The organism is Streptomyces sp. NPDC002958 (genome assembly GCF_055563255.1).
Window position 1 is genome coordinate 311,561 of sequence record NZ_JBVHDS010000006.1, and the last position, 22,434, is coordinate 333,994.

A 22,434-nucleotide genomic window follows, 5' to 3' on the forward strand; every position below is an offset into this window, starting at 1 on the left:
GGTCCCCCGGACATGACGAAGCCCCCGACCGCAGGGTGCGCGGTCGGGGGCTTCGGGTGTCAGTCGAGGCGTGGCATGACGACCTCGTCGAGGATCGTCGGGGGCTTTCCGGTGTAGGTGTAGCGGGCCAGTCCGTGGCCGCGCGGCATGTCGATCGTCCACGTTCCGGCGGCCTCGTCGTCGATGCGCGCGCCGGGCGGCTGGATGCCCATCTCGTGGGCTTCGCTGATCGTGACGGTCGTCGCGATAAACGCGGAGAACGCGTCCACTCCTGCACGGGGCCGGATGGCCGAGGTGAGCACCCCGCCCGTCTCAGCTCACTCCTCGACCACCGGAAAGGCCGGGGCGGTTTCGGCGGGCAGCTCCAGTTCCACGCCGGTCGGCCGGCCGTCGGGCCCGATCTCCAGGGACGGCCCCAGCGGCAAGAAGAGCGCATCCCTTCGTCCGCCGACGTCCTCCGGCACCGCGTACCCGTGGGGTCCCACCGGTCGGTTCCGCCCGGCGACCCCACTGCCGTCGCTGTGTCCCAGGACCGTGATGGTCCCCGTCGCCTCCGTCACCGTCCGATGCCGTGCCCGGCAAGCCTGTAGACGTCACAGGTGCCTGTCAGTGCGACGTCCGGGGCCGCCGGTGCGGCATCCGGGGCCTTCAGTGCAGCGTCCGGGGCCGTCAGCGCGGCAGGTCCAGCTCGGCCACCACCGTCTTGCCGACGGGCACGCGGTCAAGGACGTCCCACCGATCGGCGAGCGCCTCCACCAGGAGCATGCCCCGGCCGGTCTCCGCCAGCGGCGGCATCGCGGGGCGTGGCGCGCCCGGGGCGGGGGGCCGGAGTTCGCCCTGGGTGTCGGAGACCTCGATACGCAGGGTCCGGCCAAGGAGCTTGGCGGTGACCTCGAAGTCTCGGCCGGGGACGCGGCCGTGCGTGACGGCGTTGGCGGCGAGCTCTGCGACCAGCACGGCGGCGGCGTCGGACGCCCCACTGCCGTGCGGCACGCCCCAGGCGTCGAGCTGGTGCAGCACGAGCCGGCGAGCGAGGCGTGCGCCGCGCGGGGTGGAGCTGAAGCGCTGGACGAACACACCTACGGTGAGGGGCGCTTGACCGGTCGCGGGGGTGGACGGTGGATTCATGCGCCCAATACACAGGGCTCGCAAGGGGGTTCACCAGGACCGACGTGCGTACGCTGAGTCAGCGTACGCACACAATCAGTGGACAGTACGCATCACCCGGCGTGACGATGGAGCCGAGTCAGAAGCGGTACGGCGGGGCGGGTGCGCGCGAAAGGTGGCCGACTGTGGCCTACGAGAACACGGACGACGGCGCTGCGGGATCGGCGGCAGGAGGAACGGGCGCGGGAGCCGGCGCTGAGCCGGGGGTGTCGGACAGTCTGCGCACGTTCGGCGCGTTCGTCCAGGCTTTACGGGAGCACGCGGGCTTCTCACGCGAGGAGTTCGGCGACCTGGTGCGCTTCTCCAAGCACACCGTCGCCTCGATCGAGCAGGGCCGCCGGATGCCGGACCGCGACTTCGTGGAACGCGCGGAGGCGACGCTCGGGAACACCGGCGCGCTACGGAAGGCCGCGCCACATCTGACGCGGCAGGCGGGACTGGCGAGTTGGTTCCGGCAGTGGGCGCGGGTGGAGACGACGGCGATCAGCCTGTACACGTACGAATGCCGGGTCGTGCCGGGCCTGTTGCAGACCGAGGCGTACGCGCGGGCGGTGTCGCTGAACGTGCCGCCGCTGCCCGACCCGGAGGAGCTGGAGCAGCGGATCGCGGCGCGACTGGCACGGCAGGAGCTGCTGGCGGTGACACGGAAGCCGCCGACGGCGTTCAGCTTCATCGTGGAGCAGGCGGTGCTGGAGCGGTGGACGGGCGGGGAGGCGGTGACGCGGGAACTCTTCGACCACTTGGTGGAGTTAATCGCGCGGAACTGGAACGTGGAGTTTCAGGTGATGCCGACGCGGAGGCCGACGCACGCGGGCTTGGACGGACCGATGCGACTGGCCGAGACGCCAGACAACCAATGGTTCGCTTACTCGGAGGGACAGCAGAACGGACGACTGATCGCCAACGCGAAAGAGATCAGTCTCCTCCAGCACCGGTATGCGAAACTGCGCTCGCAGGCCCTGACCCCAGAGGACTCCCTGGGCCTGTTGAAGCGATTGCGAGGAGCGCTATGAGCACGTCCGAACTGGCCTGGTTCAAGAGCAGCTACAGCGGCTCGCAGGGTGACGACTGCATCGAGGTGGCGAAGGGGACGCAGGCGATCCACGTCCGCGACTCCAAGGACCAGCGGAGCCCCGAACTCACCCTCTCCCTTACCGCATGGACGGACTTCGTCTCGTACGCCGTCCAGGGCTGACCTCACGCCCCGCGCCGGACCCGTCCGGCGCGGGGCGCCGCCGTTCACCGGGTGGGCGGCGTCCACGATGAGCTGGGGCACGTGCACAGGCTCCTTGGGTCCGAAGTTCGCGAGCAGTTCGCGCGGCCCGGCCGGTCAGGCTGGGTCGAGTTGGCGGCAGGGCCTGCACAGGCCGTCGCGGAACGCTTCGCGCCTTCCTGGGACGCCGCACTCGGTGCACTCGACCATCAGACGGCGTACGGGCGTTCCCGGCACGGCCAGGGCTGCGGCAGGCAGACGGGGCGGGATCTTGTCGCGGAGACGGCGGCGGACGAACCCGAAGGGCGAGTCGACAGACGCGGGAAGCCCGGCGGTGAGGGCGTGCGTCAGATAGTCGGCGTCCACACCGCGCGCGAACCACTCGGCGGCCGCCTGTTCCAGTGCCGCGCATTCCACCTCCGAGAGGGCCAGGCGGGAATCGGTACGGCCGAGATGGGCCAGGGCAAGGAAAGCGGGGGAGGGCCGGTCCACGGTCGCCTGCGACATCGGCATCAGCACCGGCCCCGGCTGCGGCCCCGGCCCCGGCTCTGCGGTGCGCTGCTGCGGCACTGTCGTGATGAGCGGCTGCGTCGGTACGGATGGGGGTGCTTCGGACGCGGCGTCCACCTCGGGTGCGGCGGGGGCGGCGGGAACCCACGGCGGCGGTGGCACGGTGGCCTCCGCGGCCTCCTGCGGCGCGGGGTGGCGCTCCTCGGCGGCCAGGAAGGCGTCCCACCACTCGTTGTCACGGGCGACCCGGGACCAGAAAGTGCGGGTGACCCAGCGGACCTGGCCGCCCTCGCCGCTCAGGCACCGGACATGCCGCAGATGACCGGCCACACCCAGGGCCCGCAAAGCGCTGCCGACGGCCATCTGCCCGTACAACGGCTGGCTCCTGGCCAGCGACTTGATGTCCATCGCCGCACCGTCGGGCAGCGCGTCCACGTAACCGGCGATGTGCCGCTCACGCTCGGGCAACAACGCGAAATCGCCCTCGCAGTACGGGCGTTGATTCGGCACGGATCGCTTTCCGTAACCGGGCTTGGCCTTCGGGTGGGCGCGCAAGGATGCGGGCGCACGCAGGGCAGGACTAAGGTTTGAGACAGCCACGGGATCGCCTCTTCGATCTTGGGGTCAGGCCCCGGCCGGTGCTGAGAACACCGCGTCGGGGTCGTTACGTTGGGCACCGTAAGCAGCCGCGAATCCGCGCCGCAAGTCGGTCACGATTAGTCATACTTGCTGGCCGTGACAGGTCAGGGAGGGCGGGGAGGTTTCCCCAACCCCCTTCTTTCCGATACCGGTTGTACGACACCGCTCGAATCCCGACGCCCGGACCCCGGCCCCCGAAGTCCGAAGCTCAAGACCCGGCCCCGGCCCCCTCCCCGTACCCACGAAAGAGTGAACAAGCCCTCCCCGAAGCTCGAAACCCGGCTCCCGGCTCCCGGCCCCCGAAGCTCGGGCTCCGGCCGCCCCGCGCCTCAGCCGCAGGAAGTGCCAGATTCGGGAGGCAGCCCCTCCGCCAACAGTTCCGCCAGGTGCCGGGCCCGCACGCCGCCCAGTTGCTCCAGCTGTGTCCGGCAGGAGAAGCCGTTCGCGTGCAGGCCCCGTCCCAGCAGGCGCGATGCGGCCACGAGCGGGAGTTTCAGAGCTCCTGGCCTCCTCGGACGCCCCGGACGAACAACGTGCCCGTGCGCCGGGTCCCCGGGGGCGGAGCAATCACGGAGGCGGACACGTCCACGTATCCGTGCTCCTTGAGGATCAGCGCCCAGACATCTGGTTCATGGTCCCACCGCTTGACGACAGCGGGATCACCGTCGGGCCCGCGAGGGATGTACGACGCCTGGCAGCCGTAGCACCCCTCGATCGGGGGGCGCTGGGACATGGCGAACACGCCACCGGGCTTGAGGTTCGCATGAACGATCGGTAGCAGTAGGCCGGGGTCCGAGAACCAGCCCGCACCGAAGACGCTGTAGATCGCATCGAAGACCGCGTGGGTCTCTTCCAGATAAACGAGCGCGTCGCCCTGGTGCAGCTCCATCCCGTCCACATCGGACCACCGGTCCCGCGCCTTCGCGAGCTGTTTGGGGGAGAGGTCGATGCCCACAGCTCGCATGCCGAGGCCGGCGAGGTGGGCCGCGTTCCCGCCCGCACCACAGCCAAGGTCGAGCACGGTCTCACCCGGCTTCAAGGCAAGTACCTCGACCCCAGGGCCGTGGTCGGCGTACTGAGTCCAGTTGAACCATGTGGACTCACCACGGGCGTTCGTCGTGCGCCGCTGGGGCTTGGTCTGCGCGTACTCGTCCCAGGCCGCACTACGGGTGTCAGACACTTCGGTTCCGTTCTCGTTCACGGGCACAGCCGCCCGGCACGGGGAACCGGGCGGCTGGCCGACTGGGTGGAGCTACTTCCCGCCGACGGGGCTGTCGGTGCAGCCAGCGTGGCACTGCGAGCAGTCCGCCGCGCCCTCGTTCGGCCAGAACTCGGCATCGATGGTGAACCCGGCCGCACGGATCGCGGCCGTGGTCAGGGCCATGGCGGCGCGGCCGGCCTCGGGGTCCGAGCCGCCCTCGTCCTCGTCGGGGACGTGGTGGATGTAGTCCACGCCGAGTGACCTGGAGAGGGCGACGTAGTGCACGGTGCGCTGCACGAAGGCGTGCCAGAACAGATCCACCCGAAGGGACGGGGTGAGCGGCTCATCGCTCCGGGTGCTGGTGGCGAGGAAGGCCACCAGCTGGTTCACGCCGCGCTCACCCATCTCGTCGGTGAGGTCCTGCCAGGTCTTGCGCACGTCCTTGATGAGTAGCACCCGAAGGTCCGGGCTGATGAGGCTCTGAACCTCGGCGGGGCTGTACTGCGTGATCGTCACGTCTGTGCCTTCCTCGTCAAGGGGTGGCGGTAGCCAGTCCCTGCGGATAGTGCGTGATCGGAGTTGGCGCACCGAGGGCATTCGCAGGCGGGCCAGATGGCGGAGGCCGTGGGTGTCAGCGGCTTCACGGCCCGGTCGGACGGGCAGACGACTTCTCCGCCGTACGTCCGTCCGCCGTCGCGGGATACCCGCATGGTCGTCGTCATCCGCTCGCCTCCCTCGTAACTGCCCTCGGTTCGCCTTGATGTTCCGGCCAGGAGGTAGGGCAGAGCGACGACGGAACGGGCGTCGTCGGGGCGTCGCTCGGAGGGGCGTCAATGACACTTACAAGGGCGTCAATTGGGTGTCATTGGGCGTCAGTTCGGTCTAGCTTTGACGTCATGACGACGACCGCCGTGTTGCCGAATGATGTGCTGCGGGCCGTGCGTATCGGCCTGCGTTTAAGCCAAGACGACTTTGCTAAGGCGCTCCGCCGGGCAGGTGCGGAACTGGGAGAGCCGAACGAGGCTTCGAAGCGCCTGGTGCAGCGCTGGGAGTCCGGTACGAGCAAGACCCCTCGGGGGTGTACGCCAGAGCCTTGGAACGGGTCACTGGCCGTCCTATCGAGGCCCTGGGGTTCACCCTGCCGGTACCGATGGCACGGGTGCACGGAGACGGGAAGGGAGGGCATGACATGGAGACGGGTACAGGTGGTGTCACTTCTGCCGCAGCGGGCGTGCAGCCCGCCACGCAGACGGCTGAGGAGACGTTCTCGGGGGTGTGGCTCAGCCACTACGAGTTCTTCTCTTCGAGCCGGGGTGACTCGTATGAGGGCAAGCACTATGTAGTGATCGTCCAGCACGGAAACCGGCTGACCGCTCAGAGCCTGCCCGGGGCCAGCAGCAACCCAAACAGCCCGCTCACGCTGGACCTGACCGTTGACCGCAACGTGGTCACCGGATCGTGGGTCGAGCAGACCGCTTCGGACGGCTACTACAACGGCGCCCGGTACCACGGGGCCATTCAGCTCCTGGTCGAGCCGACCGGCCGACGGATGGCCGGGAAGTGGGTTGGGTTCGGGAAGGACTTCGACGTGAACACCGGGCCATGGGAACTGCGCCTTGTCGACCGGTCCACGAGCAAGGCAACGTTGGAGCGGTACAACCAGCCGCCGGAGTGACGCGTCCCCCACACCACGAGCCGGTCCCAAGTAACAGCCCCGGGGGCGGACTCGTCACAGGTAGAGCTGTCGCTCGCAGGCTCGGCAGAAGGTCTTGCCGTGGCGATTCTCGGTCTGCCGGTGCTCACACACCACCGTCCCGAGTTCGCCCGACGCGGCTTGTCGGGGGTGCCGGCCCTGTTGCGGTCGCCTTGCTTGCGGCCGACGTAGCGCCAGCCCCCGCCGTCGGGGATGTTCCCGAGCTTCTTCACGTCAACGTGCACCAACGAGCCGGGGTACGCGTGCTCATAGCGGCGGACCAGCTCACCCGTTGCCCGGTCGAGGTGCGACAGCCGGTTCAGCCGAGCGGTGGTGAGGATGCGGTGCACCGTCGACGGTGCGATGCCTAGTCGGGCGGCGAGTTGAACGGGCCCTTCCCTCAATCGAATTCGCAGGCTCACGCAGCGCCTCGTCACCGGCTTGTTCGTCCTGTTCGGCGACGTCCTCGGGCGTGACGACCGGTCATGCATGGACTTGTCGGCGAGCCAGCGGTCTCCCCAGCGCTTCACGGTCGGCCAGGAGACCTGGAACCGGGCGGCGACCTCGCTGATCGGCCACCACCCGCCCTCGACGACGAGAAGGGCCCACCTTGTGTCGGTGGCGCGGGGTCAAGGCAGCGTTCGGGTGCGACATAGTCGTGGCCCTCCTGGACCGGGGCGGCCCAGGAGGGCCGAGTGCTCGTTCGAGTGCAGGACGACCGAATGGTCGTGTGGGGACGTGTGCTCAGACGTCGAGTAGCGGCATGAGAGCACGAGCAAACCCTGCCGGGTCCGTGCTTGCGCCCACGTGGTTGCCGGGCATGTCGACCAGGGGCTGACGCAGCAGAGCGGCCAGGGCGTTGGCCGCCCGACGCGCCATCTGGTGATGGCTCAACGAGCCGGCGCACACGGTCAGCCTGGTTCGATGTAGACCCTCGATGTCGGGCTCGTAGAAGACGCTGGGGCCAGCCATCTGACCAAGGAAGTAGCGGTTCTTGTCGAGTTCTTCAGCCGGCAGCTCCGGCAACGCGATATGCGTCGGAGGCATCTGATCCGGGCCCGTGTAGTGGGCGGCGCCGCTGAGGTCGAAGAACTCCTGCACGGCTCGCTGAGGATCAGTTGTCGCAACAGCGAACGCCGACGCAGCGCGACCTGCGAGGGTGTCATCGTCCAGAAGAGTGATCAGGGGCGGCTCGTGTAGCACGGCAGACCCGACGAGGCCGGGATGCTGCTTAGCCAGCTCGAGAAGGGTCACGGCCCCGCCGCTCGTGCCGACGAAGATTGCCGGCGCGCCGGTGAACGTGTCGACCAGCGCAGCAAGGTCTTCAGCGAGGACTTCGGGCGTAGGCGCAGCCATTCCGGGTGTCATGCGACTGGCACCGATACCGCGAGGATCATGGGTGACGACGGTGAACTGCCCAGCTAGCTCGTCCGCGAGAGCCGCGAACCCGGCTCTCCCTGTCGGCGCGCCGACGAGGAAGAGCAGGGGTCCCTCCCCCTGAACGCTGTAGGCGATCGTCGTATCGGGTCGCTTGAGAACTTCCGGCGAGTTGGTTGCTTGATCGGTGTAGTCCGCGATCTTGCGGGTGATCACCTCGAGGGCTCGATCCAGCGCCTCGCGGCGATCCTCGACGCGACGGCGATGCGCTGTGAGCAGCTCCAGCCGCAACCGCGACGGCTCGGTGACCTCGGCGTCAGCGCCGGTGAACTGCGCGATGTCGGCCAGAGGCATCCCTGTCTCGCGCAAGTGAACCAGAATGCGGATCAAGTCAACATCGGCAGCGACGTACTGACGGCGCCCAGCAGCGTTACGCCGAGGGGCAGGCAAGATCCCCTGTCGCTCGAAGTACCGCAGCGTGTCAGGTTCAAGACCGGCACGCGCGGCGACCTCTCCGATGCCGAACTGCTCTTCTTTCTCACTCATGGCGCAAGCCTCGAACCTGGACCTCGGTCCAGGTCAAGCGACGATCTCCGGACCATGACATGAGTGAGAACTCAACCACCCTCTCCGGTCAGTACATCAGTGCTGTGACCGCGAAGGTTCACCGGGTCCGGGCGGTCAGGGTGAGCTCCGAGTCGGGATGGTTTGGTCAGCCGTGTAGGGAGCCTGTCGTGCCCCCGGCTCTGCGACGATTGCTGTGTGAGCAAGCAAGAGTGGGACACATTGACCAAGTCTGAAGAAGCCTTCATGGTCAATTCCTATGAGATCGACATCCTGCCTGGTATCTGGGGCGATCTCGACGAAGCCGACCAGTCTCGACCGGTCAACGAGCTGGCGGGAATCTTGCTCGCTCTCATCGATCGTGGGTGGACCGAGGTCCGCCGACTCGCGCCGTGGACATCCCCCGCCGGAGAGAACGGCTTCCAGCCCGGCGAGCTGGTGCCTCGTGATCAGCTTCCGGCGATTCTCGAAGACGCGGCCAACTGGGAGTATCCCGAAGACGGGAACTGGATTGGCGCGTTGACCCTGGTCGAGACCGAAGCAGGAAAGAAGATCACTCGTCTTTCTCCCGAGGAGATGGCCGAGTAGGCCGTCGTGGCGGGAAGCCTCAGTCCGCGGCCAACGGTCGGCCGCCCCAGCGGAGGCCCTTCTCGCTGCGGATGCGGGTTCGTTCGCGGCATTGGGCGGCCAGGAGGTCGCGGTGGCGGGCGTTGGCATTGCGCCAGCGCAGATGGCGGTGCAGCTCGCGGGTCTGAACGGTGTGGTTGGGGTGGTTCGAGTTGGCCAGGGTGAACTGCCGCAGCGGCCCGAAGTGCGCCTCGATCGGATTGGCCCAGGAGGCATTCGTCGGGGTGAAGCACAGCTCGACTCTGTTCTTCCACGCCCACCGGCGGATCTTGGCGCCCTTGTGGGCGGAGAGGTTGTCCCTGATCACGTATCGGGGCGCCGTCGGGGCGAGCGGCGCGGATGGACCTGAGCGCGGCCAGGCTGTTCGTGGTGCCCTTGCGGCGGCGGTTGACACCCAGAGGGTGTCGTCGCCGATGGAGTAGCAGCCGTGGAAGTAGGTCACGCCGTGGGTGCGGTGGTAGGTCGCCGGGACCCGGTCGGGCCGGCCCTGCTCGGCCCAGCAGGATCCGCCGGTCGGGCGTATGCCGAGCGGCCCGAACTCGTCGAACGCGAAAACGCGGTCAGGGAAATGGTCCATGACGTGCTCGATCCGGTCCAGCTTGGCATCGCGGTCAGGATCGGTGGACTCCTTCCAGGTCTTGGTCCGCTGGAAAGTGACGCCGCGTCGGGCGAGCAGGCAGCGCAGGGCCTCGCGACCGATGCGGATCACCCGCCCGTAAACTCTGTGGAGATATGCGGCGAGCTTGCGGATCAACCACCGGGTGAAGGGCTGGGCGAGCTTGGCTGGGCGGGTGGTGGCCGTCTGGTGCTGGAGCCGGACAATACGTGCGGTCTGGCGTCCTCGTAGCAGTACGTGGTCTTGGTGTTCCCGGACGCCCCGTGCTCCGTCTCGGTCGTGCGCTGGCCGGCCGCGTTGCACTACCAGGCCACGGGCGGGAACATCGCCCTGACCACCGTGGAGACCGTCGCCGACACCGCCGTGGTGATCGGCGCGACCAAGCTGGGGGCATCCCTCGGCGCCTCCATCGGCACCGCCATCGCCCCCGGCGTGGGCACCGTCATCGGAGGGGCCCTCGGCGCCGGCGTCGGCGCGGTTACCGGCATCATCTCGACGGGCACGGTCAACAACGTGATCTCGAAGGGATGGAAGAAACTGTTCGGCTGACAGCCGGACGCACACAGCCGACGGGCTCCGCAGGGCGATGTCGTACCCTCGGAGCCCGTCCGGCGCTCCCGCGAGCAGGTGGCAGACCAGGACGTCAAAGGGTAGGGACCGTTAAGGTGGCGTATTTCCTGTTTGCCTTCTTCGCGCTCGGCGCTGCGTTCATCACCTGGAAGGCAGCCCAGCTTATGGAAAGACGACACCCTGATCGACCACTTCACGGCCACCGTCTCCTTCCTGCCGTTCGGCCCAGCCGTCAAGCGCGGTGAGATCAGAGCCCTGGGCCTTACCGCCGTATCGCTGTGGGCGATCGCGATCCTGCTCCTGCTTGAAGCAACCGACATGGATCTGAGCGGCGTGTCGCTCGGAGTCTTCGTGGTGGCGCTGCTGGCGATCCTCGTCTGCCTGCTGCTGGAGGTCCTCGTGGTGCTGTTCAACGCCCCGAAGTTCGTCGTTCCACCCCACATGCGCTCCGACCACGGGGTCGCCACCAGGCCACGCGCGCGTGGCCCGCACGGCAGCTGAAGCGTATGTCCACATCTCAGAAGAAGCTCCATGCAGTGCCGCCCGCGACCGGCCGACGCCGGACAAGGCAGGGCGTGGTACTGGTCGGAGCGCTCTTGGCACTCCCTTTCGTCGGGCTTGCGGCCAGCGCCCTGGGTGGCATTCACCCCGGTGTGGTTCTTGCTCTGGGCCTGGTCGCTGCACTCGTCGGCTTCATCTTGATCAGCGAAGTTCATGCGTGCTGCCCCCGGTCCGGTCCTCCGGGAATCAAATGACCGCGCGGACCGTGACCGGCGTACGCACTGTAGACCTTTCCGCGGTCACCCGGGTGCGGCTCCTCGCGAGCTTCTCCTGGGGAGGGAGGGTGGACCGAGTGATCGTGGTACGCGACCGATACGGCGTTTGCCTCGCCGTGCGCGAGCCCGTTGATCTGCGCCGGATTCGCCGAGCGCTTGAGCGTGGATCCATGCATGATGGACAGCCCCGCGTGAGCCATGCGGTGCGAGTCCATCTCGGCATGACGGCCGGCGGACTCGGCCTGCACACGGTGCTGAGCTGGGTCGCCATGCTGTTGCTGCTGTGCGGATACAGCGTGGTGCTCGTACTGACCCTCCAGTCGGTGTAGGCGCTAGGCGTACACACAAGGCCGGGCCTTCGATATCAGCCGGACCCGTAAACAACATGGCACGCGCCCTCCACCCTGCCCGGGTCCGTGAGAGCCACCGACGTCCCTCTCTACACCGGCCGTTGATCACTCACCTTCACGGTAGAGACGACCGGAGACCCCGCAGGCCCATGCCTAACATGCCTTACCCGCCACTAGGGCGTGTGTCCAAAGTGCTCGTAGTACGGTGGCCGATCCTCACCGGTCGCGGTCATCTACCTGAGGAAACGACGTCTTCCAGTGTCCGGGGCATTGGGTAGGCGCGCTCCGCAGGAAACAGCCGATGAGCCTTGGTGGCGTGCCCGGTCTGTATCAGTGTCGAGGCTTTGCGGATCTGGGGGGTGAGGTCGGTGAGACTGACGATCCAGTCGTCGGTGAACGTGCGGATCAGGTGGCGACCGATGCCGACCTGGATGCTGTAGTGGTTCAGGGCCGCTCCGCGCGGCGAGCGCTCAGGGTCCCACTGAACATGTACGGCTGCCTGGGCCACCGCCGCCGGGTCGGCGGTCGTCAGCACGGCCTGGGACAAGGCCTCCTCCCAGCCCTCCCGAGTAATCCGCACCGCGAGAACACGTTCCTGGCCAGGCTTGCGGGCCCAGTTGCTGCGGTGCATCAGCCACATGAACGACGGCTTGATCCACGTCATTCGGTGGAACGAGAACGGCGCAACGAAGCGGCCCGCCTGCAGTGCCGCGTCAGCGATGGCATGCGAGTACGCCTGATAGACCACGATCGTGCGAGCGTCGTAGTCGGCACGAATCTGATACTGGGGCGTCATGCGCCGCACCCTGCCATCTGGTCCGCTGGCGGGGCGAGCCATTTTGCCTTGCCGTCCCCGGGGCCGGTTCGAATGCGCTGCTCAAAGCCACTCGTTGATGGCCGCGACGAGGACGGTCGCCTCGTAGCGAACCGCGAGCTTGTCGTAGCGCGTGGCCACGGCCCGGTGTCTCTTGAGGCGGTTGATGCCGCACTCGACCGCATGCCGCGCCTTGTAATCCTGCGGGTCGAACTTCGGCGGCCGTCCGGGCTTCTTGCCCTTCGGCAACAGCGGTTCGAGCACTACCCATTGCGCGTCCGTCAGATCTCCACGTGCCACGAACCACGATCATCTCACGTTCAAGATCCACATTCGATACACGCTCTAGCGCCATGACCTGCGTAAATGTCTCACAGCGCTAGATAACGATCGCTCCGCGCCTCAGCCGCAGGAAGTACCCGATTCCGGCGGCAGCCCCTCCGCCAACAGTTCCGCCAGGTGCCGGGCCCGCACACCGCCCAGCTGCTCCAGCTGCGTCCGGCAGGAGAAGCCGTCCGCCAGGAACTCCGTGCCGGGCCCGGCGGCCCGTACAGAGGGCAGCAGTTGCTCCTCCGCGCAGGCCACCGACACCTGCCAGTGACCGCGTTCGAAGCCGAAGTTCCCGGCCAGTCCGCAACAGCCGCCGCTCAACTCGCCGGTCAGCCCGGCCCGTTCGCGCAACCGCCGGTCCGCCGCGTCACCCAGGACCGCGTGCTGGTGGCAGTGGGTCTGGCCGACGGCCCGGCGGTTCAGGCGGGGTGGTTGCCAGTCGGGGGCGTACTCCTCCAGGTACTGCGCCAACGTCCGTACTGATCCGGCGAGTGCGGCGGCTCGGGGGTCGTCGGGGAGGAGCTCGGGCAGATCCGTGCGGAGAGTGGCGGCGCAGCTCGGTTCGAGGACGACGAGCGGGTTGCCGAGCGTGACGCCCATCCGGTCCAGGGTGCGGCGCATGACCTTGCGGGCCCTGACCAGCTGGCCCGTCGACACGTATGTGAGGCCGCAGCACAGTCCACGGCCGGGCAGCACGGCCCTCCGGCCCGCCGCCTCCAGGACCCGGACCGCCGCCCGCCCCACCTCGGGCGAGAGGTGGTTGGTGAAGGTGTCGGGCCAGAGGGTGACCACCTGGTCGCCCGGCAGGATCACCGCCCCCTCGCCCTGGTGCCGCCCGAGCCACCGGGTGCCCTGGTGCCGCCCGAGCCACCGGGTTCCCTGGTGCCGCTGGAGCCACCGGGTGAACGTCTCCCGCGCCAGTACCGGGATCGTCCGCTCCGGAGCGATGCCCGCCAGTCGTTTGGCCAGGGCCGCCGACGGGCCGAACCGGGCCAGGGCGTTCAGGACGGGTGCGAACGGGGTAGCCGCACGCAGCCAGGCCGGCAGCCGTCCCATCGTGTAATGGGCGGCGGGGCGCAACCGCCCCCGGTAGTGGTGGTGCAGGAACTCCGCCTTGTACGTGGCCATGTCGACGCCCACCGGGCAGTCGCTGCGGCAGCCTTTGCAGGACAGGCAGAGGTCGAGCGCGTCGCGCACCTCCGTCGACCGCCAGCCGTCCGTGATCACCTCGCCGGCGAGCATCTCGTGCAGCAGCCGGGCCCGGCCGCGGGTGGAGTGGGCCTCCTCGCCGGTCGCCCGGAACGACGGGCACATCACGTCCGCGCCCGCCGGTTTCGCCGTACGGCATGCGGCGACGCCCACGCATCTGCGTACCGCCGCGGAGAAGTCGCCGCCGTCGTGCGGGTAGCCGAACGCGACGTCCACCGGGCGCTTCGGCAGCACCTCGAAACGGAGGTTCTCGTCGAGCCGGGCGGGGCGGGTGAGGATGCCGGGGTTCATGCCGCCGTACGGGTCCCAGATGTCCTTGAACCGGGAGAAGAGGGCGACCAGTTCGTCTCCGTACATGCGCGGGAGCAGTTCGGCGCGGGCCTGGCCGTCGCCGTGTTCCCCGCTCAGTGATCCGCCGTGCGCGACGACCAGGTCCGCCAGTTCCTCGGAGAAGCGGCGGAAGCGGGCCACTCCCTCGGGGTCCAGCAGGTCGAAGTCGATCCGGACGTGGATGCAGCCGTCGCCGAAGTGTCCGTACGGGGTGCCGCGCAGCCCATGGGTGGCGAGCAGGGCACGGAAGTCGCGGAGGTACGGGCCGAGACGGGCGGGCGGTACGGCGCAGTCCTCCCAGCCGGGCCAGGCCTCCGTGCCGTCCGGCATGCGGGTGGCCGTGCCCGCGGCGTCCTCGCGGATGCGCCACAGGGCCCGTTGCCGGGCCGGGTCGGTGACGACCGCGCCGTCCAGCGCGTCGGCCGCCCGGAGGATGCGCTCGGCGTGCGCCCGCGCCTCGGCCGGAGTGGCGCCGCCGGTCTCGACGAAGAGCCAGGCACCGCCGCGCGGCAGCCCGACCGGTTCCCGTACGAGATCGGCGGCCATGCCCTCCACGGTCAGGGGGTGGTGCGGGAGCAGGCCGGGAGCTGCTTCGGCGGCCGCCGACTCGTCGGCGTAACCGAGCACGGCAAGCGCGCGGGCCGCCGGTGCCTCGACCAGCCGCACGGTCGCCTCCGTCACCACACCGAGCGTCCCCTCGCTGCCACAGAAGGCCCGGGCGAGGTCGGTCCCGCGCTCGGGCAGGAGCGCGTCCAGGGCGTATCCGGAGATGCGGCGCGGGAGTTCGGGGAATCCGGTACGCAGGAGTGCGAGGTTCGCGCCGATGAGTCCGTGGAGTTCGAAGAGTCCCTCGGGCAGTCCGGATCCCCGGTCCAGCCGCAGCGTGTCGCCGCCGTAGCGGGTCACGGTCAGCGCGTGCACATTGTCGGCCGTGGTGCCCCAGGCGACCGAGTGCGCGCCGCAGGAGTTGTTGCCGATCATGCCGCCCAGCGCGCAGCGGCTGTGCGTGGAGGGGTCGGGGCCGAAGGTGAGGCCGTGCGGGGCGGCGGCCGTGCGCAGGTCGTCCAGGATCACACCCGGCTGGACGACCGCGGTACGGGATTCGGCGTCCAGACCGACGATCCCGCGCATGTGGCGGGTGAGGTCGAGGACGACACCGGTGCCGGTGGCCTGCCCGGCGATGGAGGTGCCGCCGCCGCGCGGGACCACGGGCACCTCGTGTGCACGGCAGACGGCGAGCGCGGCGGCCACGTCGTCGGCGTCGCGCGGGGCGACGACACCGAGCGGGACGCGGCGGTAGTTGGAGGCGTCCATCGTCGTCAACGCCCGTGCGGTGCGGCCGAAGTCGACCTCTCCGCGAACCGCGATGCGCAGAGCCTGTGCGAGTGCGGTGCGTTCCGCCGGTTTCCGATGTGCGGCCATGGGGCCAGGATGCCGTTGATCCGGTCACTCGGCGGCCCTGTACCCGCGCGCGTCCCCCGAATACGTCAATACGCCGGAATACGTCGGACACGTAATCACATACGTGACAAAGAACGCCGCAAGCGCTTCACAAATAGAGAGTCAATTCTCATATAGTGACCACGACTTGTCTGGGAATTATCAACTCCAGTTGTCGCGTTCACCCCTGCTGTACCGATCTATCCAGATCAGTCCTGTTAGCCCTGCCCGCCCCGTCCGTCCCGTCCACCCCGTCCGCCCCCAAGGACCTCCATTTGAGCCCCTCATCCCGGCCGACAGCACTGGCCCTGCTGATCTCACTGGCCGTCACCGGATCCCTGTGCCTGTGGGCGGTCGCCGCTGCCCCCGATTCGGTACGGACCACGCTTGCCTGGGGGGCGGGCGCCGCCGCCGTGCTGCTGTCCGCCGCCGTGGCCGCCGCCGTCCGTGCCCGCGCCACCGCGAACCGGTTGCGCGCCCGTCTCGCGGCGGAGACCCAGCGGTTCACCGGCGAGATCAGCCGGCTCGTATCCGCCTCCGCGGCCGAGGGCCAGCGGTTCACCGCCGAGACCGCCCGGATCAAGGCCGCGGCCGAGACCGAGACCGCGCGGATCACCTCGCAGGCCGTCGCCGAGAGCGAACGGCTCACCGCCGAGGTCCAGCGGCTCACCGCCCGCGCGGCCCGCAGCGAGACCGAGCGTTCCGCCGCGATCGCCGCCTGCGCCAACGCCGCGGGCCGGATGCAGGCCCTGGCCACCAGCATGCTCGCCGACCTGCGCGAGATGGAGCACCGGCACGCCTCCGAGGACGTGCTCGGCGATCTGCTCCATCTGGACCACCGCACCGCCCAGGCGGGCCGGCTCGCCGACTCCATCGCCGTGCTGACGGGCGCCCGCTCCGGACGGCGCTGGGCGAAGCCGATCGTGATGGAGTCGATCCTGCGCGGCGCGATGGGCCGGATCAGCGGCTACCAGCGGGTACGTCTCCACTCGACCAGCGATGTCGCGGTCGCCGGCCACGCCGCCGAGGGCGTCATGCACGCACTCGCCGAGCTCCTCGACAACGCCGCCAACTTCTCGCCGCCCACGGCGGAGGTCCATGTGTACGTCGAGGAGGTGCCGGCCGGCATCGTCCTGACCGTCGAGGACAGCGGCCTGGTCATGAGCGACGTGCAGCTGCGCCGCGCCGAGCGTGCGGTGTCGGCCACCCACCAGGACCTGACAGGTCTCTCCGGCACCCGGCTCGGCCTCGCCGTCGTCGGCCGGCTGGCCCGCAAGCACGGTCTGACCGTGTCGTTCCGACCGTCCGCGCGCGGCGGCACGGGCACCCTGATGATGCTCCCGCAGGAGCTCCTCACCCGGGCCCCTGCACCGGCCCCGGCCCCGGCCCCGCTGTCCCAGCCGCTGCCCCAGCCGATGCCCCAGCCGGCCTCCGAGCCGGAACCCACGCACGAATCGGCAGCGACGACGGCTGTGACGAAGACGGCCGACGCTCAGCACCCACAGAACTCGGCAGCCGCCGCCACCCCCGCCCCCGCATCGGACTCCCCCGAGTCCGAGACCACCCGCAACCTCCCCCGGTTCGGCGAGAGCGGGCTCCCCAAGCGCCCCCGCGGCCGCACCCTCGCCGCCGCCGAGGCCCGTACCGGCGCCAACGGCGCCACCGCAACCCCCCGGCCCCGTAACGCCGACCCCAAGGATCAGGCAGCCCGCTTCAGCAGCTTCCGCCAGGCTGTTCGGGCCAACTCCCCGCACCCGGAAGAAGGCAACACCCGATGACCGCGACCACCGACGAGAAGCTCAACTGGCTACTGGAGGGGCTCCTGGAGCGCACCCCCGGCACCCGTCATGCCCTCGTTCTGTCCAGGGACGGCCTCAAGCTGTGCCGTACCCCCGAGCTCTCCGTCGACCAGGCCGACCAGCTGGCCGCGATCTCGGCCGGTATCCAGAGCCTGTCGCACGGCGCGTCCGTCGAATTCGGTGACGGCACCGGCGGCGTACGGTCCGCGATGGCCGAGTTCTACGGCGGCGTGCTGTTCATCGTCGAGGCGGGCGCGGGCGCCCATCTCGCGGTCGTCGCCTCCGATGTGGCCGACGTCGGCCTCATCGGCCACAACATGAGCGAACTCGTCGAGCAGCTCGGCGAGCACCTGAGCGCCCCGCCGCGCTCTCCCTCGGCCTCCTCGGCCACCGCGGCCGTCGACGCGACAGCGAACGTATGACCCGCCCCCGTCCCGGCCGGGACGACGACCCGGACCGGCTGTACACCCTCACCGGTGGCCGCAGCCGGTCCGATTCGGACGCGTTCGACCTGGTGACGCTGGTGGTCTCCGAGTGCGAGCCGACCCCCGGCATGCAGTCGGAGCACGTCACGATCCTGCGCATGTGCAAGCGGCCCACCGCGGTCGTGGAGATCGCGGCGGGCCTCGGCCTGCCCGTCAGCATCGTCCGGATCATGCTGTCCGATCTTCTGGACACCGGCCGGATCAGCGCCCGTCACCCCCGTACCGCCCGTGTCGCGGACCGGCTCCCCGACCCCGACATCCTGGAACAGGTGCTCGTTGGACTCCGCAACCTCTGACCGTGCCGCCCTGCAGGCGACGGCCGACAACGGACTGAAGATCGTCGTCGTCGGCGGCTTCGGGGTCGGCAAGACCACCATGGTCCGCTCCGTCAGCGAGATCCGCCCGCTGAACACGGAAGAGACCATGACCCGCGCGGGCGAGGCCGTCGACCATCTCGACGGTGTGCACTCGAAGACGTCCACGACCGTCGCCTTCGACTTCGGCCGGATCTCGCTCGACGAACGCTCGGTGCTGTACCTCTTCGGCGCCCCCGGCCAGGAACGCTTCTGGTTCCTGTGGGACCGGCTGTTCTCGGGCACGCTCGGTGCCGTCGTCCTCGTCGACACCCGTCGGCTCGCCGACTCCTGGTACGCGATCGACCGCCTGGAGCACCACGGCACGCCGTTCATCGTGGCGTGCAACGACTTCGGCGGCCCGCTCCACACCGAACAGCAGATACGGGAGGCGCTCGATCTCTCGGACGACGTGCCCCTGGTGGAGTGCGACGCCCGGGACCGTTCGTCCAGCAAGTACGTACTGATCACACTGGTCGAGCACCTCCACGCCCTGTCGCAGGGCAGGATTGCCGGCCAGTCCGCCGCCCGTCCGGAGATCACACCGGAGAAGACCCCGGAGCCCACCTCGTGACCCAGCCCTTGGCGCCGCCCTCCGGCTGCCCCATGTCCCAGGGCCGCGTGCCCCTCTCCGGCCCCCGGTTCCAGACCGAACCGACCCGCCTGTACCGCGAGATGCGCCGCGACCACGGGACCGTGGCGCCCGTCGTCCTCGACGGCGACGTCCCCGCCTGGCTCGTGCTCGGCTACCGCGAACTGCACCAGCTCACCGGTGACCCGGTGCTGTTCAGCCGCGACTCCGACCTGTGGAACCAGTGGGACCGCATTCCCGACGACTGGCCGCTGCTGCCGATGATCGGCCGCAAGCAGCCGTCGATCCTCTACACGGTCGGCCCACGGCACACCGAGCGCGCCGGGATGATCAGCAACGCGCTGGAGGCCGTCGACCCGTTCGCACTGAAGCGGTACGCGGAGGAGTTCGCCGACGGTCTCATCGACCGGTTCTGCTCCACGGGCGGCACCGAGATCATCGCCGAGTACGCGATGCTGCTCCCCGCCCTCGTCCTGGCGAAGCTCTACGGCTTCAACAACAGCGTCGGCGCGGCGCTGGTCGGCTCGATCAACGACATGATCGACGGCCGGGAGCGGGCCCTGGCCGGGCAGCAGCACCTCGCCTCGTCGATGGTCCAGCTGCTGGTCGACAAGCACGCGGCGCCCGGCGACGACGTCGCCACGCGGATGCTCGCCGACTCGGGCGGTTTCACCGACGAGGAGATCGTCCAGGACCTGATGGTCATGATGGCCGCGGGCCACCAGCCGACCGCCGACTGGATCGGCAACTCGCTGCGGCTGATGCTCACCGACGCCCGGTTCGCCGCCTCCCTCTCGGGCGGCAGGCACAGCGTCGCCGAGGCCATGAACGAGGTCCTGTGGGAGGACACCCCGACGCAGAACATCGCGGGCCGCTGGGCATCGCGCGACACCCATCTCGGCGGGCGCCACATCAAGGCGGGCGACCTGCTGCTGCTGGGCATCGCCGCCGCCAACGCGGACCCGCAGATCCGCACCGACGGTTCCACGCTGACCGGCGGCAACAACGCGTTCCTGTCCTTCGGCCACGGCGAGCACCGCTGCCCGTTCCCGGCCCAGGAGACCGCCGAGGTCATCGCCCGTACCGGCATCGAGGTACTGCTGGACCGGCTCCCGGACATCGACCTCGCCGTCCCCGCCGAGCAGCTCACCCGGCGCCCGTCCCCGTGGCTGCGAGGCCTGACGGACCTGCCGGTGACCTTCACGCCCACCCCCGCCATCGGATCCGCCAACGGATTCGCCGACGGAACCGACAACGCACTCACCGTCGAACCCACCATCGGAGGCCGGAGATGACCCGGATCGCCCTCGACCCCTTCGTCGCCGACCTCGACGGCGAGAGCGCCCGACTGCGGGCAGCGGGCCCGCTCGCCGAGGTGGAACTGCCGGGCGGGGTGCACTGCTACGCGGTCACCCACCACGCGGAGGCGCGGCAGCTGCTCACCGACAGCCGGCTCGTGAAGGACATCAACGTCTGGGGCGCCTGGCAGCGCGGCGAGATACCGATGGACTGGCCGCTGATCGGCCTCGCCAACCCGGGCCGCTCCATGCTCACGGTCGACGGCGCGGACCACCGCCGGCTGCGCACCCTGGTCGCGCAGGCGCTGACCGTGAAGCGCGTGGAACGGCTGCGCACCGGCATCGAGGCGCTGACCACGGCGAGCCTGGACCGGCTGGCCGCGCTGCCCGACGGCGAGCGGGTCGACCTGAAGGCGGAGTTCGCGTACCCGCTGCCGATGAACGTCATCAGCGAGCTGATGGGCGTGGACGCCTCCGGTCACCCCCGGCTCAAGGAGCTCTTCGAGAAGTTCTTCTCGACGCAGACGCCGCCGGAGGAGGTCCCGCAGATGATGGCGGACCTCGGCGCGCTCTTCACGGAGATCGTCGACTCCAAGCGGGAAAACCCGGGCGACGACCTCACCAGCGCCCTGATCGCGGCCTCGGAGGACGGCGACCGCCTCACCGACGAGGAGATCGTCAACACCCTCCAGCTGATCATCGCGGCCGGTCACGAGACCACGATCAGCCTGATCGTGAACGCGGTCGTCGCGCTCCAGACGCACCCCGAGCAGCGCAAGCAGGTGCTGAACGGGGAGGTGCCGTGGGAGAACGTGATCGAGGAGACACTGCGCTGGAACACGCCCACGTCCCACGTCCTGTTCCGGTTCGCCACGGAGGACATCGAGGTGGGCGACAAGGTCCTGCCGAAGGGCGAGGCGCTGATCGTCTCGTACGGTGCGCTGGGCCGCGACGAGGCGCAGCACGGTCCGACGGCCGGTGACTTCGACATCACCCGCTCCCCCAACCGCCACATCGCGTTCGGTCACGGCCCGCACGTCTGTCCGGGTGCGGCACTCTCCCGGCTGGAGGCGGGGGTGGCGCTGCCCGCGCTGTACGAGCGGTTCCCGGAGCTGGAGCTCGCCGTCCCGGCGTCCGAGCTGCGGAACAAGCCGATCGTCACCCAGAACGACCTGCACGACCTGCCGGTGGATCTGGGCTGACCGGCTTCGGCTCCCGCCGTCCACGGACCGGAGCAGATGTCTCACCTCACGGACACGGTCGAGGACCGTGTCCGTGAGGTATTACGCTCCGGTTCGTGGCCGATATCCAGATTCCCGCTGACATCAAGCCCGCCGACGGACGCTTCGGCGCCGGTCCTTCCAAGGTGCGGACGGAGGCGCTCGACGCGCTGGCCGCCACCGGTACGTCTCTTCTCGGTACGTCCCACCGCCAGGCCCCGGTCAAGAACCTGGTCGGCGCGGTGCGTCAGGGCGTGCGCGACCTCTTCTCCCTCCCCGAGGGTTACGAGGTGATCCTGGGCAACGGCGGCTCCACCGCCTTCTGGGACATCGCGACGCACGGTCTCATCGAGACGAAGTCCCAGCACCTCAACTTCGGCGAGTTCTCGTCGAAGTTCGCGAAGGCCGCCAAGCTCGCCCCGTGGCTGGCCGACCCGACCGTGATCGCCTCCGATCCCGGCACCCACCCGGACCCCCGGGCCGAGGCGGGCATCGACGTCTACGCGTTCACGCACAACGAGACCTCGACCGGTGTCGCCGCACCGGTCAAGCGCGTCGCGGGCGCCGACGAGGGCTCCCTGGTCCTGGTGGACGCCACCTCCGGCGCGGGCGGCCTGCCGGTCGACATCACCGAGTCGGACGTCTACTACTTCGCCCCGCAGAAGTCCTTCGCCTCCGACGGCGGCCTGTGGATCGGTGTCTTCTCCCCGGCAGCCCTGGAGCGCGCCGCGCGCATCCACGCGTCGGGCCGCCACATCCCGGAGTTCTTCAGCCTGCCCACGGCGATCGACAACTCCCTCAAGAACCAGACGTACAACACCCCGGCCCTGGCCACGCTGTTCCTCCTGAACGAGCAGCTGAACTGGCTGAACACCCAGGGCGGCCTGGACTTCTCGGTCCGCCGCACGGCCACCTCGGCGCGGAACCTGTACGGCTGGGCGGAGGAGTCCAAGTACGCGACCCCGTTCGTCACCGACCCGGCGAAGCGCTCGCAGGTCATCGGCACGATCGACTTCGCGGACGAGATCGACGCCTCGGCCGTCGCCAAGGTGCTGCGCGCCAACGGCATCGTCGACACCGAGCCGTACCGCAAGCTGGGCCGCAACCAGCTGCGCGTGGCGATGTTCCCGGCGATCGACCCGTCGGACATCCAGGCGCTGACGGCGTGCATCGACTACGTGATCGAGAAGCTGTAGCAAGCAGCTGCACATCTCCGAGGGGCCCTGGTACGGATCCGGATCCGTACCAGGGCCCCTCGCCG

24 protein-coding genes and 3 pseudogenes are annotated in these 22,434 nt (G+C 69.4%); 14 read left to right on the forward strand and 13 right to left on the reverse strand.

The window, feature by feature from the left end:
* Positions 1–59 precede the first annotated feature (59 nt).
* From ACZ3IC_RS14230 to ACZ3IC_RS14240, 3 genes are all read right to left on the reverse strand, one after another.
* Positions 60–269: a hypothetical protein gene (locus ACZ3IC_RS14230; protein ID WP_467415925.1), complete on the reverse strand. Its 210-nt coding sequence runs from the start codon at positions 267–269 to the stop codon at positions 60–62.
* Positions 270–317: 48 nt separating this feature from the next.
* Complete coding sequence (locus tag ACZ3IC_RS14235) at positions 318–485, reverse strand: hypothetical protein (protein ID WP_467415927.1); 168 nt, start codon at positions 483–485, stop codon at positions 318–320.
* A gap of 184 nt (positions 486–669) precedes the next feature.
* On the reverse strand, positions 670–1,128 hold the full coding sequence (locus ACZ3IC_RS14240; protein ID WP_467415930.1) for an ATP-binding protein: 459 nt from the start codon (positions 1,126–1,128) through the stop codon (positions 670–672).
* 164 nt (positions 1,129–1,292) lie between these two features.
* On the opposite strand from ACZ3IC_RS14240, the gene ACZ3IC_RS14245 reads away from it, so the two are divergent.
* Positions 1,293–2,180: a helix-turn-helix domain-containing protein gene (locus ACZ3IC_RS14245; protein ID WP_467415931.1), complete on the forward strand. Its 888-nt coding sequence runs from the start codon at positions 1,293–1,295 to the stop codon at positions 2,178–2,180.
* A complete protein-coding gene (locus ACZ3IC_RS14250) occupies positions 2,177–2,362 on the forward strand; it encodes a DUF397 domain-containing protein (protein WP_467415933.1) in 186 nt (61 codons plus the stop codon). The genes ACZ3IC_RS14245 and ACZ3IC_RS14250 overlap by 4 nt, the downstream gene beginning before the upstream one ends.
* Positions 2,363–2,497: 135 nt before the next feature.
* Here the strand turns inward: ACZ3IC_RS14250 and ACZ3IC_RS14255 are convergent, their stop codons facing one another.
* From ACZ3IC_RS14255 to ACZ3IC_RS14270, 4 genes are all read right to left on the reverse strand, one after another.
* On the reverse strand, positions 2,498–3,490 hold the full coding sequence (locus ACZ3IC_RS14255) for a MarR family transcriptional regulator (protein WP_467415936.1): 993 nt from the start codon (positions 3,488–3,490) through the stop codon (positions 2,498–2,500).
* A gap of 368 nt (positions 3,491–3,858) precedes the next feature.
* Positions 3,859–4,011 carry a hypothetical protein gene (locus ACZ3IC_RS14260; RefSeq protein ID WP_467416110.1) on the reverse strand — a complete coding sequence of 51 codons (153 nt, stop codon included), beginning with the start codon at positions 4,009–4,011 and terminating at the stop codon, positions 3,859–3,861.
* 11 nt (positions 4,012–4,022) lie between these two features.
* The gene (locus ACZ3IC_RS14265; RefSeq protein WP_467415938.1) at positions 4,023–4,709 is read right to left on the reverse strand and encodes a class I SAM-dependent methyltransferase; all 687 of its coding nucleotides are present in this window, start codon (positions 4,707–4,709) and stop codon (positions 4,023–4,025) included.
* Between the two features lie 72 nt (positions 4,710–4,781).
* The gene (locus ACZ3IC_RS14270; RefSeq protein WP_467415939.1) at positions 4,782–5,246 is read right to left on the reverse strand and encodes a glycine-rich domain-containing protein; all 465 of its coding nucleotides are present in this window, start codon (positions 5,244–5,246) and stop codon (positions 4,782–4,784) included.
* A gap of 380 nt (positions 5,247–5,626) precedes the next feature.
* Here ACZ3IC_RS14270 and ACZ3IC_RS14275 point away from each other — a divergent pair.
* A pseudogene (locus ACZ3IC_RS14275) lies at positions 5,627–6,405 on the forward strand (helix-turn-helix domain-containing protein).
* A 137-nt stretch (positions 6,406–6,542) separates the two neighbouring features.
* On the opposite strand, the pseudogene ACZ3IC_RS14280 reads toward ACZ3IC_RS14275, so the two are convergent.
* Positions 6,543–7,077 (reverse strand): annotated as a pseudogene (locus ACZ3IC_RS14280) (helix-turn-helix domain-containing protein); the annotation flags it as partial.
* Between the two features lie 90 nt (positions 7,078–7,167).
* The gene (locus ACZ3IC_RS14285) at positions 7,168–8,346 is read right to left on the reverse strand and encodes an alpha/beta fold hydrolase (RefSeq protein ID WP_467415942.1); all 1,179 of its coding nucleotides are present in this window, start codon (positions 8,344–8,346) and stop codon (positions 7,168–7,170) included.
* 216 nt (positions 8,347–8,562) lie between these two features.
* Here ACZ3IC_RS14285 and ACZ3IC_RS14290 point away from each other — a divergent pair, with 216 nt between their 5' ends.
* Positions 8,563–8,952 carry a hypothetical protein gene (locus ACZ3IC_RS14290; RefSeq protein WP_467415944.1) on the forward strand — a complete coding sequence of 130 codons (390 nt, stop codon included), beginning with the start codon at positions 8,563–8,565 and terminating at the stop codon, positions 8,950–8,952.
* A gap of 19 nt (positions 8,953–8,971) precedes the next feature.
* On the opposite strand, the gene ACZ3IC_RS14295 is transcribed toward ACZ3IC_RS14290, so the two are convergent.
* Positions 8,972–9,700 carry a transposase gene (locus ACZ3IC_RS14295; protein ID WP_467415945.1) on the reverse strand — a complete coding sequence of 243 codons (729 nt, stop codon included), beginning with the start codon at positions 9,698–9,700 and terminating at the stop codon, positions 8,972–8,974.
* A 150-nt stretch (positions 9,701–9,850) separates the two neighbouring features.
* Here ACZ3IC_RS14295 and ACZ3IC_RS14300 point away from each other — a divergent pair, with 150 nt between their 5' ends.
* The 3 genes from ACZ3IC_RS14300 (at position 9,851) to ACZ3IC_RS14310 (ending at position 11,282) form a co-directional block, all read left to right on the forward strand.
* Positions 9,851–10,156 (forward strand): hypothetical protein, encoded by a 306-nt coding sequence (locus ACZ3IC_RS14300; RefSeq protein WP_467415947.1) that lies wholly within the window; start codon positions 9,851–9,853, stop codon positions 10,154–10,156.
* Positions 10,157–10,288: 132 nt separating this feature from the next.
* Positions 10,289–10,678: a hypothetical protein gene (locus ACZ3IC_RS14305; protein ID WP_467415949.1), complete on the forward strand. Its 390-nt coding sequence runs from the start codon at positions 10,289–10,291 to the stop codon at positions 10,676–10,678.
* 466 nt (positions 10,679–11,144) lie between these two features.
* On the forward strand, positions 11,145–11,282 hold the full coding sequence (locus tag ACZ3IC_RS14310; protein ID WP_467415951.1) for a hypothetical protein: 138 nt from the start codon (positions 11,145–11,147) through the stop codon (positions 11,280–11,282).
* Between the two features lie 250 nt (positions 11,283–11,532).
* On the opposite strand, the gene ACZ3IC_RS14315 is transcribed toward ACZ3IC_RS14310, so the two are convergent.
* The 3 genes and pseudogenes from ACZ3IC_RS14315 to ACZ3IC_RS14325 all read right to left on the reverse strand — a co-directional run bounded on the left by ACZ3IC_RS14315 (position 11,533) and on the right by ACZ3IC_RS14325 (position 15,408).
* Positions 11,533–12,099: a DUF4291 domain-containing protein gene (locus ACZ3IC_RS14315; RefSeq protein WP_467415954.1), complete on the reverse strand. Its 567-nt coding sequence runs from the start codon at positions 12,097–12,099 to the stop codon at positions 11,533–11,535.
* An 81-nt stretch (positions 12,100–12,180) separates the two neighbouring features.
* A pseudogene (locus tag ACZ3IC_RS14320) lies at positions 12,181–12,357 on the reverse strand (IS5 family transposase); the annotation flags it as partial.
* 162 nt (positions 12,358–12,519) lie between these two features.
* Positions 12,520–15,408: an FAD-binding and (Fe-S)-binding domain-containing protein gene (locus ACZ3IC_RS14325; protein WP_467415955.1), complete on the reverse strand. Its 2,889-nt coding sequence runs from the start codon at positions 15,406–15,408 to the stop codon at positions 12,520–12,522.
* A gap of 293 nt (positions 15,409–15,701) precedes the next feature.
* On the opposite strand from ACZ3IC_RS14325, the gene ACZ3IC_RS14330 reads away from it, so the two are divergent.
* The 7 genes from ACZ3IC_RS14330 (at position 15,702) to serC (ending at position 22,369) form a co-directional block, all read left to right on the forward strand.
* Entirely contained in the window at positions 15,702–17,204 is a 1,503-nt protein-coding gene (locus ACZ3IC_RS14330; protein ID WP_467415958.1) for a sensor histidine kinase, read from the forward strand.
* Entirely contained in the window at positions 17,201–17,647 is a 447-nt protein-coding gene (locus ACZ3IC_RS14335) for a roadblock/LC7 domain-containing protein (protein ID WP_467415960.1), read from the forward strand. The genes ACZ3IC_RS14330 and ACZ3IC_RS14335 overlap by 4 nt, the downstream gene beginning before the upstream one ends.
* Positions 17,644–18,006: a DUF742 domain-containing protein gene (locus ACZ3IC_RS14340; protein WP_467415962.1), complete on the forward strand. Its 363-nt coding sequence runs from the start codon at positions 17,644–17,646 to the stop codon at positions 18,004–18,006. Before ACZ3IC_RS14335 ends, ACZ3IC_RS14340 begins: the two co-directional genes overlap by 4 nt.
* Positions 17,987–18,637: a GTP-binding protein gene (locus ACZ3IC_RS14345; RefSeq protein ID WP_467415965.1), complete on the forward strand. Its 651-nt coding sequence runs from the start codon at positions 17,987–17,989 to the stop codon at positions 18,635–18,637. Before ACZ3IC_RS14340 ends, ACZ3IC_RS14345 begins: the two co-directional genes overlap by 20 nt.
* Positions 18,638–18,645: 8 nt before the next feature.
* The gene (locus ACZ3IC_RS14350) at positions 18,646–19,950 is read left to right on the forward strand and encodes a cytochrome P450 (RefSeq protein ID WP_467416106.1); all 1,305 of its coding nucleotides are present in this window, start codon (positions 18,646–18,648) and stop codon (positions 19,948–19,950) included.
* The gene (locus tag ACZ3IC_RS14355; protein WP_467415966.1) at positions 19,947–21,155 is read left to right on the forward strand and encodes a cytochrome P450 family protein; all 1,209 of its coding nucleotides are present in this window, start codon (positions 19,947–19,949) and stop codon (positions 21,153–21,155) included. The genes ACZ3IC_RS14350 and ACZ3IC_RS14355 overlap by 4 nt, the downstream gene beginning before the upstream one ends.
* Before the next feature lie 95 nt (positions 21,156–21,250).
* Entirely contained in the window at positions 21,251–22,369 is a 1,119-nt protein-coding gene (gene serC / locus ACZ3IC_RS14360; protein ID WP_467415969.1) for a phosphoserine transaminase, read from the forward strand.
* The last annotated feature ends 65 nt before the right edge of the window (positions 22,370–22,434 follow it).

Excerpts from the sequence above, each read along its gene's own strand:
- ACZ3IC_RS14285 (WP_467415942.1), bottom strand. The coding sequence starts at position 8,346 with ATGAGTGAGAAAGAAGAGCAGTTCGGCATCGGAGAGGTCGCCGCGCGT.
- ACZ3IC_RS14335 (WP_467415960.1), top strand. The coding sequence starts at position 17,201 with ATGACCGCGACCACCGACGAGAAGCTCAACTGGCTACTGGAGGGGCTC.
- ACZ3IC_RS14325 (WP_467415955.1), bottom strand. The coding sequence starts at position 15,408 with ATGGCCGCACATCGGAAACCGGCGGAACGCACCGCACTCGCACAGGCT.
- ACZ3IC_RS14355 (WP_467415966.1), top strand. The coding sequence starts at position 19,947 with ATGACCCGGATCGCCCTCGACCCCTTCGTCGCCGACCTCGACGGCGAG.
- ACZ3IC_RS14250 (WP_467415933.1), top strand. The coding sequence starts at position 2,177 with ATGAGCACGTCCGAACTGGCCTGGTTCAAGAGCAGCTACAGCGGCTCG.
- ACZ3IC_RS14315 (WP_467415954.1), bottom strand. The coding sequence starts at position 12,099 with ATGACGCCCCAGTATCAGATTCGTGCCGACTACGACGCTCGCACGATC.
- ACZ3IC_RS14340 (WP_467415962.1), top strand. The coding sequence starts at position 17,644 with ATGACCCGCCCCCGTCCCGGCCGGGACGACGACCCGGACCGGCTGTAC.
- ACZ3IC_RS14240 (WP_467415930.1), bottom strand. The coding sequence starts at position 1,128 with ATGAATCCACCGTCCACCCCCGCGACCGGTCAAGCGCCCCTCACCGTA.